This window comes from Streptococcus sp. AM43-2AT, assembly GCF_003603405.1.
Taxonomy (GTDB): domain Bacteria; phylum Bacillota; class Bacilli; order Lactobacillales; family Streptococcaceae; genus Streptococcus; species Streptococcus ilei.
Window position 1 is genome coordinate 484,262 of record NZ_QTND01000001.1, and the last position, 12,693, is coordinate 496,954.

Below are 12,693 nucleotides of genomic sequence, written 5' to 3' on the forward strand. Positions count from 1 at the left end.
GAGAATTTCAAGTGGAGTTTGCAATTTTCTGAAAATTTATCAATCAAGAAAGCCAGCTACAAAAGAGCTGACTTTTATCTTATTTAATTCTAGCAGTAAAGACTTCTTGATCAGAAATTTGATCATTGACAAAGGAACCATTGCTGGTTCGTTCTGACAAACTGAGTTGGGTAACATCCACTTCTGTCACCTGTCCTGTTGTCGAGGTGATTTGAAGGATCTGATCCTGCTCTCCTACTTCCTCCTGGCTCGTAAAGAGATCAAAATCTCCTTGGTCCGTGAAGACTGGACCTGCCTTGAAGACGCGGTGTGGCTTAGACTTCAGCTCACGTAAGACTTGTAGTCCACGTTTAGCCCGGCTGGTCACAGGAATATCGTCTTGCGACATCCGTTTGAGACTACCTCGTTGGGTCAGAATGTACATACTTGGTGTTGTCGATTTAAAGACGGCTACCACCTGATCCCCGTCTTTGAGGTTAATGGCTTTAACTCCTGCTGCTTTAGCCCCGACCACTGGGACTTCCTCAATATTGAAGCGTAAGCCATAACCATTTTTGGTAATGACCATGATGTCCTCGAGGACAACTGGTGCAACCGCTACGATACGGTCCTCTTGGTCCTTCAACTTAGCATACTTGGTTGATTTGGAGCGATAGGTCCGCCATGGGCTCAATTCCTTGCGTTCAAAGCGCTTGATTTGTCCCTGTTGGGTAGCTGCGAAGTAGGTCACGCCCTCAAACTGATCCACAATCTCTGCAAAAATAATTTCTTCTTCCTGCTCGAAATTGGTCAAGGTCTGACTGAGGTGTTCTCCGATATCCTTCCACTTGGTATCTGCCAATTCATGAACAGGTCGATAAATGGCATTTCCTAAATTGGTAAAGAGCAAGAGATGCTGGGTAGTCTTAGCAGGCTCTACAAAAATCAATTCATCGTCGTCTCGCTTACCGACTTCTTCCACTGTAGATGCATTGAAAGAACGAGGAGAGGTTCGTTTGATATAACCAGCACGGGTCACGCTGACGAAGGTCTCCTCTTCGACAATCAGACTAGCAGTATCAATCTCGATCGTCTTAGCGGTGTCTTGCAACTCACTGCGACGCGGATTGCCAAAGAGTTTCTTAACTTCACGCAATTCCTTCTTCATGAGATTGAACATGGTCCGTTCATCCCCAATGATGGCTGCCAAGGTCGCAATTTGCTCCTTGAGGTTAGCATGCTCTTCTTCCAAGGTTACGATATCCGTATTGGTCAAGCGGTACAATTGCAAGGTAACAATGGCTTCTGCTTGTTCTTCGGTAAAATCGTAGCTGATCTTGAGGTTTTCCTTGGCATCTGCCTTGTTATCAGAAGCACGGATCAAAGCGATGACTTCATCAAGGATAGAAATGACGCGGATCAAGCCCTCTACGATGTGGAGGCGTCGTTCCGCCTTTTCCTTGTCAAAGCGAGAGCGAGCGACAATGATATCCCGACGGTGAGCAATGTAGCTAGACAAAATCGGCACAATTCCCACTTGACGTGGGGTATAGTTGTCAATGGCCACCATATTGAAGTTGTAGTTAACCTGCAAATCTGTGTACTTAAACAAGTAGTTCAAGATCAAGTCTGCATTGGCATCTTTCTTCAACTCAATGGCAATGCGAAGACCATCCCGGTCAGACTCATCCCGAACCTCGGCAATACCGGCCACCTTATTGTTGACACGGACATCGTCAATTTTCTTAACCAAGACAGCCTTGTTGATCTCATAAGGAATCTCGGTAACGATAATTTGTTGCTTGCCGCCTTTGAGTTGCTCAATCTCTGTCTTAGAGCGAACAACCACCCGTCCCTTACCTGTTTCATAGGCTTTCTTGATCTCATCCCGCCCTTGGATAATGGCACCAGTCGGAAAGTCAGGCCCAGGTAAAAACTCCATGAGCTTATCTACCTTAGCAGATGGATGGTCGATCATGTAGACCACAGCATCGATGACTTCAGCAAGGTTATGAGGCGGAATATCTGTCGCGTAACCAGCTGAAATCCCTGTAGCCCCATTGACCAAAAGGTTTGGAAAGGCTGCAGGCAAAACAGTTGGCTCTTTTTCTGTATCATCAAAGTTCCAGGCAAACGGAACTGTGTTCTTTTCGATATCTTGAAGGAGATAACCAGCAATTTCAGATAGACGGGCTTCAGTATAACGCATGGCAGCCGGTGGATCACCGTCCATTGAACCATTGTTACCGTGCATTTCGACAAGGATTTCACGGTTTTTCCAATCTTGAGACATGCGGACCATGGCATCATAGATGGAACTATCCCCGTGAGGGTGGAAATTCCCCATGATATTTCCGACAGACTTGGCAGATTTCCGGTAGCCCTTATCATGGGTATTCCCGTCCTTATTCATCGAATAAAGAATCCGCCGTTGAACAGGTTTCAAGCCATCCCGAATATCAGGAAGAGCCCGTTCTTGAATAATGTATTTGGAGTAACGACCAAAGCGCTCTCCCATGATGTCCTCCAGGGACATGATTTGAATATTACTCATATAAGATACAAAGGGACGTTTCGGCTTGCCGAAAATTTCTGTAGAAAAATAGGAAATCGATGCAGGGTTCCATGAACCCAAAGCGATTTATCTTTTTTCCTAGGAAATTAGTCCCGTGTTCAGTTACTACAAATAACTAAACGATCCTTTCTGTAGTTTTAAATACGTTGTTAAATGATTGAATCAAGAGCTTCACACACCTTTAGGGCGTGTTCAACTCCTTTCAAAGAATGTAGAGTATGTGTAATGATAAAAGAATGTAGGTCGTGTTCAGTTACTACAAATAACTAAACGGTCCTTTCTGTAGTTTAAGGTGTTTAAAATAGATGATTGAATCAATGATTCGACAGTTTCTCCTCGGCATAAGCCATCATCTTCTTAGCCTCTATGTGATTGTAGGCAAACCCCATCTTTTTTGCCAATTTTTGCGCTTCACAATTGAATAGCTTCATGGTAGAAAACAAAGACTGAGTGACCTTCTCTAAACTAGATAAATCAAGCAGATTAGAGAACTCCTTCTCTTGCTCCGCTGGTAGATATTGAAAGAGATACTTGTAGTTCTTTCCGATGTCTACGGTACTCCGAGCACTTGCTACCTGCCAAGCCAAGACCTTCAAAAGTTCTTGCTGGCAAATGCTATAGAGGTGGTCAGCCGCATAGACCATTTGATTTCTTCGAATGCCCTTGACGACATAAGTCGATACCCACCAAAATTCATTGCAGGATGCTGCAAATTCCTCTTCGGAGGGCGGAGCAGTCCAGTATCGCTTCGGATTAGGTAGATAAGCTTCAAACAAGCCTTTGTCGTCTTTTAAGACTTTGAAACCTGCCTCGCTGTCCACCCACTCTTGGATGTGTTCCTTGGGACAGAGTGTCAAATCGATGCGGTTGCCATCTTCAAAGAGCATAAGATAAAGGTATCGATGACCAAGTAAATTGTGCTGTTCAATCAGACGGTTACCAAACCGGTTTAGCCAAGATAAATCTGAAATCAGCTCTTCCAGATTCTCAACTATATAGACCACGTCATAATCTTGAAACTCATCTTTTTGGGTCTGTGGATTGATCCGCGATCCGGATAAAGCCACTGCTTCCGCTTTCAAGTTATCAGCTATCTGCAAAATCAGAGTCATAATTTCTGTATCAGTTCTCATTTTAATACCTTTTTATAGTTGAACCTACATTTTAAATTAAAAATCTATTTAGATTATTTTTATGATTGTATTTTTTAGAAACTTAGACAGCTGAATAAAGTGAATTATAATCTCCACTCTTATCACTTGTCATTTGATTGACGCCATTCTTTATAGGACTCTATGTCTTTTTTTACCATAGACAAACAAAACGAAACAACTGCCATGTCATCTACATATCCAACACCTGGAATAAAGTCAGGAATAAGATCAATTGGAGACGCAAAATAAATAAGCGCACTAGTAACAGCTAAAATGGTTCCATAGGGGACAGAAGTATATTTTCCTTCTGCAAAATTTTTTACTAAAGATATCATGACTGGAATAATAGACAACTCCTTTCCAATCATTGGAATTTCTTCAATCTTTGTCTCTAACCCGCGCAAAAATTTATCTAATTTATCTTTATCATTTAATAAGGCTTTAGACCTTCCGTACCCACTCTCAAGAGCTTGCTTTACCTGCTCTTTATTCATACTATTTGCCATAGGATATTTCTCCACTAATTTATTAACAAATCAATTAAATAAAAATAGAATCTTTAAAACGCTGTCGTTTCTTCCAGGGTAAACTTGACGTTATCTTCGATCCATTGGCGGCGAGGTGCAGCCTTATCACCCATTAGGACCGAGACGCGGCGTTCTGCACGCGCTAAGTCATCAATGGTGACACGAATCAAGGTGCGGGTTTCTGGGTTCATGGTGGTTTCCCAAAGTTGGTCCGCATTCATCTCCCCCAACCCTTTGTAACGTTGGAGAGTTGCCCCACGGCCAAAGGTCCGACGCAGGTCTTCCAATTCACTATCTGTCCAAGCATAGGCCACTTCTTCTTTCTTCCCTTTGCCTTTAGACATCTTATAAAGAGGTGGCATGGCAATATAAACACGTCCTGCTTCAACCAAGGGACGCATATAGCGATAGAAGAAAGTTAGGAGCAAGGTCTGGATGTGTGCCCCATCCGTATCCGCATCGGTCATAATGATAATCTTGTCATAGTTGGCATCTTCGATTGTAAAGTCAGCCCCAACTCCAGCACCGATGGTATAGATCATGGTGTTGATTTCCTCGTTTTTGAGGATATCGCTCATATTGGCCTTCTCAGTATTGAGAACCTTCCCTCGAAGTGGAAGGATGGCCTGGAACTTACGGTCTCGACCTTGCTTGGCCGATCCACCGGCTGAGTCTCCTTCGACTAGATAGAGTTCATTCTTAGCAGCATTCTTGGACTGGGCCGGGGTCAATTTACCAGATAAGAGTCCCTTATCCTTCTTATTCTTCTTCCCATTACGACTCTCATCACGCGCCTTCCGAGCGGCTTCACGCGCATCCCGAGCCTTGATGGCCTTGCGAATCAGATTGGAAGCTAATTCCCCATTTTCCATGAGGAAGAAGGTCAACTTGTCAGCTACAATCCCATCAACAACTGGACGAGCCAAAGGACTTCCTAGTTTGTCCTTGGTTTGCCCTTCAAACTGCAAATGGGCTTCTGGAACCAAGATCGAAAGAACAGCGGAAAGGCCTTCACGATAGTCTGATCCCTCTAGGTTCTTGTCTTTTTCTTTGAGGAGACCTGTCTTTCTTGCATAGTCGTTCATGGCCTTGGTAATGGCTGTCTTAAGACCGGTCTCGTGGGTTCCCCCATCCTTAGTGCGGACATTATTAACAAAGGACAAGATGTTGTCAGAATAGCCATCATTGTATTGGAGAGCGACTTCTACTTGGAAGCCTTCTGATTCTCCATTAAAGTAAAGAACCGGCGTCAAGGTTTCCTTATCTTCATTTAAGTACTCAACGAAATCCTGAACCCCATTCTCGTAATGGAAGGCCACATAGTTGTCTTCTTCCTTACGTAGGTCTGTCAGCGTCAGCGTTACGTCTTTAAGCAAGAAGGCTGATTCTTTGATCCGTTCTGCAATGGTATTAAACTTGAAATCCGTCGTTGAGAAAATAGTTGGATCCGGCATGAAAGTAACCTTAGTCCCAGTCTTCGACTTAGGGGCCGTTCCTATCTTCTCAAGAGTGGTAACAGGCTTACCGCCATCTTCAAAGCGTTGTTTGTAGACCGCTCCATCACGAGTGATCTCAACCTCAAGCCAGCTAGAGAGGGCATTCACGACGGAAGACCCCACCCCGTGGAGACCACCAGAGGTCTTATAGCCACCTTGACCAAACTTCCCTCCAGCGTGGAGAACCGTAAAGATAACCTCAACGGTTGGTTTGCCCATCGCATGCATCCCTGTCGGCATCCCCCGACCTTGGTCAGCTACAGATAGAGACCCGTCCTTATTAATGGTAACGTCAATTTGAGAACCAAAACCTGATAGAGCTTCATCGACGGCATTGTCGACAATTTCCCAGACCAAATGGTGGAGACCATTTCCATCTGTCGATCCGATATACATCCCTGGACGTTTACGAACCGCATCCAACCCTTCTAGTACCTGAATGGCATCGTCATTGTAATTATTAATGTTGATTTCCTTTTTAGACACAAGGAACCTCCTGTTTGTTCATCTTTTCTATATTACAGCTTTTTAGGAAATTTTGCAAAATTTTTCTTTCTTCCCTCCCTTTCAGTAGCCCATTTAAGTGCGATTAGCTTTAACCGACTATCCGATGTGACAATTATGGACGAAATTTTCTTTTTCATTCAAAGCAATTTTGATATAATGAAATTATGATGAAAACAATTCTTTTACTCGTATTAGCCTACTTATTAGGCTCTATCCCTTCTGGTTTGTGGATTGGGAAAGCCTTCTTTAACATCAATCTACGGGAACACGGTTCTGGAAATACAGGGACCACCAATACCTTCCGCATTTTAGGGACGAAGGCAGGTCTGGTCGTCTTTGCTGTTGATTTCCTCAAGGGAACCTTGGCTGTTTTATTGCCGACCATTTTTGGGGTTTCAGGAATTTCTCCTATGATCTTTGGTCTTTTAGCGGTCCTTGGGCACACCTTCCCGATTTTTGCAGGCTTTAAAGGAGGCAAGGCAGTAGCAACCAGTGCAGGGGTCCTCATCGGCTTCTCCCCTCTCTTTCTATTTATCTTAGCTATTTATTTCTTTACTAGCCTCTATTTGACAAGTATGATTTCCTTTTCAAGTGTGACGGTCGCTATTCTGGCCAGTATCGGAGTCCTCATCCTCCCACTGACTGGTTGGATTCTCCCAAGCTACGATCTGATTTTCACCATCGTCGTCCTCGCACTGGCGACCTTGATAATCATCCGCCACAAGGACAACATCAAACGAATCCTTAACAAGAATGAAAACATCGTCACTTGGGGCAAAAACATCACCCATCAAAAACAAAAAGGGGAGTAGGACAGAACGAATTTTGAATAAAAATCGTTCGTTGGCCCACCCCCGCAAGGCTGATTAGGTCATCTTTGGAGCTTAAAAGGCGAACAAAGATGCCAATCAGCTACTGCGTCTTGCAGTTATAACTATCATATATAAGAGACTGGACACTTTATGCCCAGCCTCTTTTTTATGTTCAATAATAGAAGGTTTTTAGAAGAAAGCAAAGAGGAGTCTCCCCTCCACTTCTTCTATAACTTCACTTTCAATAGTCTCTCTATTTCTTGATAAAGAATCTTTGTTGGCTGGTAGCCTTTGCTTTTCTGAGCAAGAGCCTTTAAGTGTGACCAATCTTCTCGAGAAACCAATTCATTAAATAAGCGCAAGACTTCAGATTCCGTCTTTTTACGAGAAACTAATCCTACTTGGAATAACTCAGCCCGAACCGCATTGTCAAACTGGTCATAGTCCTGGGGCAAAATCAGACTTGGAATGCCCTTTTCGATACAGCCCATCAGAATCCCTGCACCTGCATGATGAATGGCAAAGTCCATTTGATCCAGAACATCTGAATAAGGGAGGTAATCAAAGATCAGAAGATTCTCCGACAAGATCCTTGGTGTATGCTCCAAACCAGCAGAGTCGCCTAAGGTTACGTAGAAGACATAGTCAGGATATTCTTGGCTCAAAATCTTTGCCAACTCCACCATCTGCTCTTTTTCCCATTTTAAATGAGTCCCGCAAGTGACGAAAACTCGCATTTTAGAGGTCGTAAGATACTGCTTCTGTTCTTGGGGAAGTCGGTCAAAAGATAGACAGCGATAACCAACCCATTTGAGCTGGGGTGGAAAATCGTCTCGAAACTCCAACTCTTTCATGCCTAGAGCTAAGATTGAGTAGGGAGAGTAAACTGCTTCTGTTCCATCTTCACGGTACAATTTGAAGTCCGCTAGGGTAACGAGATTCTTCTTAACCAGCGCAAGTCCAACTTTCTTTGCCAGACGAATGACCTGCCTGCCCATTGCATCTCTCCACTTGTAGAATATTCCCTGGTGTGGTCTCCAGCCACCTAGATAAGCAGGGGTAGTCGTGCGACTCTCAATCGCCACTGGACTTGGAATGGTCGTAATCCAGGGGATTTCCAAACGATCTGCTAACATACCAGCAGGAGCTGCTACAAAATCTGCAATAACCAAGTCAGGTTTTCCCTCAGAGTTCCAAATTCGATTTATTTCGTCGAAAACTTCAGGGAGCAGTCTGCTATTGGCTATTAATTGTTGGTACATGATAAATAGATTTGCTTGCTTTGGTGTATTCGCTATATCTTCCATCACTGTCGGACGATCAGGAAACAAGGCAAGGCAGTCAAAACCAATCTGCTCAACCAATGTCTTTTTCTGAAAACCTGTAATGACACGGATCTGAAAACGCGGATCCTCTAGCAAGGGCTTCACCAGAGTCAAGGTTGGAAATAAATGGCCACTAAAGGGAACGCTAATCACATCGATTTTTATCACTTTGTCTAATCCAGTCATAGATGATTCCTTTCACATCTTTTCTGTATTCATAGCTATAATGATCCGTATCCACTTGAATATCCGCTGAGTGGCGATCAAGAATACGTGAATAAGGATCTTTCTTTCCTTTGATGACTAGCAGTTCTATATCCTTTTGACTTAAGAGAAGCTGGGATACAGGTCCAAGCGCTATCACGCGCAATCTTGGAAGGGTGACCTGATTGCCTAAACTTCTGAGCCACTGGGTCAGCATATTGACCCCTGAACTCTTACAAACAAGAACTACTTCCTGCGCTTCCAACAAGGGAGACAAGTGCTCCTGTAACAACTTTAGGAAACGCGGGTTCAATATCGTATGCCAATAGTAGATGATATTGGACGTAGCAGCCGACAAGAGGGATACCTGAGGAAACTCTATGTGTTCAAAATCTTGATTGAAGGGGAAATTACTGGCTACTACTGAATAGCCAGATGGACAAATAGCATGGAGGAGATCTAGTTGTCCAGCTGTCAGCCCAGCACAAGTGATATCACTGCTCCCACTAAGAAAGAGGACCAAGCGATCAGAGTCTAGCATGGTCTGATCAAGAGACAAAGCAGACAAACGGTCTAGATAGGACTTCATCTTACTCATAACGAATCCTTCCATCTGTCACACGAATCTTCCGCCCCCGCCAATTAATCACAGGAGGAGTCACTAGAACATAGACAAAGAGCCAAGGAAGCAGGAAATCACTCAGCACTTCGTAGGCGACTTCATCCAAGTGTAGGCGATTGGATAGAATGCTTTGTCGATAGAGGAGCATCCATACTGCCTTGAATAGTAGTAAACTCAAGCCTAGAAGAAGATAAGGCCAACCTAAAAACAGACTTAGGATGAAGCCTGGAAAAGGCAGAAAACTCGGTAAGCCAATGAGGCAAAAGACCTTCCAATCCAGGTGTTCTTTGAGATAGATAGAGCTAAAGAGAAGCCACCGCTTCATCTGGAGCAGGTATTGTTTGACGTCCTTGATAGTGGTTCGAACATTACAGGTAACCCGCGTTTGGACAATGGATACTCCTTTACTCCTTAAAAAATCAGCCACAGCTAAATCATCACATAGATAATCCTTAATCGCTGTGAAGAGCCCCTGCTCTTTTGCAAGTTCTACCGGTAGGATATAAAACATCCCGTTGATGGAGTGATTCGCCTCAACTTCTGCCATGGTAAAATAGGTAATGAAGGAATTGCCATTGACGAATGCTGCAACTAGCTTGGACCAGAAATTACTTCTTTCTTGGTTATAGGGAATACCTGTCAGAATGACCTCTTGACCCAGATAGGCAGTCAATTCACCCATTTTAGAAAAATCAATCACACTATCATCGTCCAAAACAATCAGGTAAGGCCGGGTCAGCTCCTCTACAACCTGCTCAATCTTGTAACTCTTAGGATTAATCCCCTGAGGGACGTCTTCGATGAGAAAGATTCGAATGCGTTGGGCAAAGGAAGCATCTTGGCAAATCTGATCTGCTACTCGCTGGGCTTCTGTATCAGACTGGTCAATCAACCAGTAGAATTCTACTGCTTCTGTTTGCTGGAGATTGGCCCGCAAATCACTCTCTAAACGAGGATCCCCAGAGAGGATGGGTTGGACCACAGTAAAAAGCTCTTCTGGAAAGTCCGCAAGATGAGCCTGACCTTTTTTATAATAAGTGAAGGACAGCAACCAACGGATGAGAAATAAGAGAAGATAAGCAAAGCCTAAAAATATAACTAACAATTTCATCTATTAAGTCCCTTTCGTAAATACCTTGCAAGGAGACGAATGATCCATCTTTGGGGAAGCAAGCGACCCAGCCACACTAGCAAGCGATAGCGAAGGCCGATAACAGCATAGGAAGTACCCCTTTCTATGAATCGGATCAACTGCTGAGCGACTTTCTCAGGCTTCATCTGCAATCGACCGCCTCCCAATGCTTCTACTAGTTTAGGAGGAAAAATAGCTGTTTGGACTGGTCCAAGAATATAGAGACCTAGCTGGACTGGAGAATCTGATTGACTTAGTTCCTCCTGGAGAGCAAGGGTATAGGTCTGCAAGGCAGCCTTGCTGGAACTGTAGGCTGCTAGATAGGGATGAGGAAAAAGAGCTGCCAGAGATGACAGCTGGACCAGCTGGATCTTCTGATTTTTCTGCACTAACTTTTTGATTAGGTGGACCGGAGCATGATAATTGATTTGCCAGAGATCTTGCTCATTTGCTGTGGCTAGATCGCTACCTAGGGAAAAATAGGCTACCCCTGCACAATTGACGAGAAGATCTGCATCTAGGTTCTCTACAAAAGCTTCTAGAGCCTTTTGATCTAGCATATCTAATATTACGGTTGACAGTTGCGCCTCGCTCCCAGTTAGTTCCTCTTGGACTTGGGAGAGTTTGTCTGAATCACGACCTACTAAGACCAGATGATCCAGACGTTTTGCCAGTTCTTTTGCAAGCTGCCGGCCAATCCCTCCTGTAGCCCCTAAAATGATCGCTTTTTTTATTGTATCTTCCATCTTCATAGCTCTAGTGTACCAAATTTCGATTAGATAGGAAACTCCTACTGCCATTTCCAACCTTTAAGCTACAATCCATACCTTAAAAAATGAGAATTTCACTTTTAATCATTGAAGTAGGGATTGAAATAGTTTATAATAGCTTGAATTAACAATAGAGAGGGATTTTTATGAAATTCTATTCCTATGACTATGTACTGAGTCAGATTAGCCAACAGAATTGGGTCATTGTTATTATGTCCATTCTCTTAATCTTGGTAACGGCTTTTTTCGCCTTTAAGGCTTATAAGGATAAACGCGGAAGTAAGTTCCGTGAATTATCTATCATTTCTGTGTTAATCTTAGTAGCCTTTGTTTTGATTAGTATTTCAAACTTCCAAACCAAGCAGTCTAATGACAATCAATTTCGCTCTTCCCTTCACTTTATCGAGGTTGTTTCAAAGGAATTGGGTGTTGATAAAGAAGAGGTCTATGTTAATACTTCAGCTGCAACTGATGGAGCCATTATTAAGGTAGGTGACCGATTCTACCGCGCTATTAGTGGAACAGATCCAGATAGTTATTTACTTGAAAAAATGGATTTATATAAAACAGATGTCGAACTGGTGGAGGTTGAAAAATGATAAGCTTTTTTGTTACAATTGCGATTAAATTGGCCTTAGGGCTTCTGTCTCTTGTTTTTGTTATCAATGTAACAGGTAAAGGAAATCTAGCACCAAGTTCTGCAGTAGACCAAATACAGAACTTTGTGCTTGGGGGTATTATTGGTGGGGTTATCTACAATAGTTCTATTCCCATTCTTCAATATGTCATCATCCTCATCATCTGGACGATTTTGATTCTGTCACTCAAATGGCTTAATACCAATGTTTACTTTATCAAACATCTGATTGATGGAAAACCAACCATTATCATTAAAAACGGAAAATTAGATCCAGAAGCTTGTCGCTCAAAAGGCCTTTCTGCTTCTGATGTTGCACTGAAATTACGCTCTCAAGGGATTTTCCAACTGAAAGAAGTTAAAAGGGCCGTCATCGAGCAAAATGGCCAACTCATTATTGTGCGAATGGGAGATGAAAATCCCAAATACCCAATCATTACAGATGGTGTGGTCCAAGTAGAAATTTTAGAAACCATCGGTAAAACTGAAGAATGGCTTATGGCTGAACTAAATAAACAAGGATTTGAAAATGTTGATGACATCTTTATCGCAGAATACGACAAGGGTGAGATTAATGTGGTGACTTATTAAAAACTTACTTCAACTCCTACTTAATCAAAAGGACTCTATTCGCAAAATAGAGTCCTTTTATTTTTTGTCTATTTCCCGACCGTACTTCGATAACTACTAGCTGTTAAGCGATCAAACAGGAAAGATCGGTTTAATAAAACTATTGCAACTGTGATGATTGCAAATAGTAGCAACATTAAAAAAGTCAGAGCGAACAAGCAAAGGAACACGAGCCTATCTGCAGCTTTGTTAAACTCATTCATCAAAGTCACTAGGCCAATGGAATCAAGCAGAAATAGCTAACTAATAAGATTCCTTTAGGGATGATAGCAAGTAAAACAGCTCCCTCTTTGAGAGGTTTATGACGAGCCAACCACTTTAAC

The 12,693-nt window shown here is 42.9% G+C and carries 11 protein-coding genes; 3 read left to right on the top strand and 8 right to left on the bottom strand.

Features of this window, described 5'->3' with window-relative positions:
* Positions 1-79: 79 nt before the first annotated feature.
* From parC to parE, 4 genes are all read right to left on the bottom strand, one after another.
* On the bottom strand, positions 80-2,533 hold the full coding sequence (gene parC, locus DW930_RS02400) for a DNA topoisomerase IV subunit A (protein WP_042507509.1): 2,454 nt from the start codon (positions 2,531-2,533) through the stop codon (positions 80-82).
* Between the two features lie 335 nt (positions 2,534-2,868).
* Complete coding sequence (locus DW930_RS02405) at positions 2,869-3,687, bottom strand: aminoglycoside 6-adenylyltransferase (protein ID WP_123159221.1); 819 nt, start codon at positions 3,685-3,687, stop codon at positions 2,869-2,871.
* Between the two features lie 122 nt (positions 3,688-3,809).
* Positions 3,810-4,214 (bottom strand): YkvA family protein, encoded by a 405-nt coding sequence (locus DW930_RS02410; protein WP_023023138.1) that lies wholly within the window; start codon positions 4,212-4,214, stop codon positions 3,810-3,812.
* 53 nt (positions 4,215-4,267) lie between these two features.
* The gene (parE, locus tag DW930_RS02415; protein ID WP_023023136.1) at positions 4,268-6,217 is read right to left on the bottom strand and encodes a DNA topoisomerase IV subunit B; all 1,950 of its coding nucleotides are present in this window, start codon (positions 6,215-6,217) and stop codon (positions 4,268-4,270) included.
* A 188-nt stretch (positions 6,218-6,405) separates the two neighbouring features.
* Between parE and plsY the strand changes: the two genes are divergently transcribed.
* Entirely contained in the window at positions 6,406-7,050 is a 645-nt protein-coding gene (plsY, locus tag DW930_RS02420) for a glycerol-3-phosphate 1-O-acyltransferase PlsY (protein WP_023023133.1), read from the top strand.
* Between the two features lie 227 nt (positions 7,051-7,277).
* Here plsY and DW930_RS02425 read toward each other — a convergent pair whose 3' ends face one another.
* Genes DW930_RS02425 through DW930_RS02440 form a run of 4 tightly spaced genes read right to left on the bottom strand, consistent with a single transcriptional unit; the run spans position 7,278 to position 11,085 of the window.
* The gene (locus DW930_RS02425; RefSeq protein ID WP_123159222.1) at positions 7,278-8,561 is read right to left on the bottom strand and encodes a glycosyltransferase; all 1,284 of its coding nucleotides are present in this window, start codon (positions 8,559-8,561) and stop codon (positions 7,278-7,280) included.
* Complete coding sequence (locus tag DW930_RS02430; protein ID WP_118228215.1) at positions 8,521-9,177, bottom strand: hypothetical protein; 657 nt, start codon at positions 9,175-9,177, stop codon at positions 8,521-8,523. The genes DW930_RS02425 and DW930_RS02430 overlap by 41 nt, the downstream gene beginning before the upstream one ends.
* Entirely contained in the window at positions 9,170-10,312 is a 1,143-nt protein-coding gene (locus DW930_RS02435) for a glycosyltransferase (protein ID WP_123159223.1), read from the bottom strand. The genes DW930_RS02430 and DW930_RS02435 overlap by 8 nt, the downstream gene beginning before the upstream one ends.
* A complete protein-coding gene (locus DW930_RS02440; protein ID WP_123159459.1) occupies positions 10,309-11,085 on the bottom strand; it encodes an SDR family NAD(P)-dependent oxidoreductase in 777 nt (258 codons plus the stop codon). The genes DW930_RS02435 and DW930_RS02440 overlap by 4 nt, the downstream gene beginning before the upstream one ends.
* 164 nt (positions 11,086-11,249) lie before the next feature.
* Between DW930_RS02440 and DW930_RS02445 the strand changes: the two genes are divergently transcribed.
* Positions 11,250-11,702: a DUF3290 family protein gene (locus tag DW930_RS02445; RefSeq protein ID WP_123159224.1), complete on the top strand. Its 453-nt coding sequence runs from the start codon at positions 11,250-11,252 to the stop codon at positions 11,700-11,702.
* The gene (locus DW930_RS02450; protein ID WP_123159225.1) at positions 11,699-12,331 is read left to right on the top strand and encodes a DUF421 domain-containing protein; all 633 of its coding nucleotides are present in this window, start codon (positions 11,699-11,701) and stop codon (positions 12,329-12,331) included. The genes DW930_RS02445 and DW930_RS02450 overlap by 4 nt, the downstream gene beginning before the upstream one ends.
* The last annotated feature ends 362 nt before the right edge of the window (positions 12,332-12,693 follow it).

Bases quoted from the DNA above. Each gene is read 5' to 3' on its own strand.
- DW930_RS02435 (WP_123159223.1), bottom strand. From the start codon at position 10,312: ATGAAATTGTTAGTTATATTTTTAGGCTTTGCTTATCTTCTCTTATTT.
- DW930_RS02410 (WP_023023138.1), bottom strand. From the start codon at position 4,214: ATGGCAAATAGTATGAATAAAGAGCAGGTAAAGCAAGCTCTTGAGAGT.
- DW930_RS02440 (WP_123159459.1), bottom strand. From the start codon at position 11,085: ATGAAGATGGAAGATACAATAAAAAAAGCGATCATTTTAGGGGCTACA.
- DW930_RS02405 (WP_123159221.1), bottom strand. From the start codon at position 3,687: ATGAGAACTGATACAGAAATTATGACTCTGATTTTGCAGATAGCTGAT.
- plsY (WP_023023133.1), top strand. From the start codon at position 6,406: ATGAAAACAATTCTTTTACTCGTATTAGCCTACTTATTAGGCTCTATC.
- DW930_RS02445 (WP_123159224.1), top strand. From the start codon at position 11,250: ATGAAATTCTATTCCTATGACTATGTACTGAGTCAGATTAGCCAACAG.
- parC (WP_042507509.1), bottom strand. From the start codon at position 2,533: ATGAGTAATATTCAAATCATGTCCCTGGAGGACATCATGGGAGAGCGC.
- DW930_RS02425 (WP_123159222.1), bottom strand. From the start codon at position 8,561: ATGACTGGATTAGACAAAGTGATAAAAATCGATGTGATTAGCGTTCCC.
- DW930_RS02450 (WP_123159225.1), top strand. From the start codon at position 11,699: ATGATAAGCTTTTTTGTTACAATTGCGATTAAATTGGCCTTAGGGCTT.
- DW930_RS02430 (WP_118228215.1), bottom strand. From the start codon at position 9,177: ATGAGTAAGATGAAGTCCTATCTAGACCGTTTGTCTGCTTTGTCTCTT.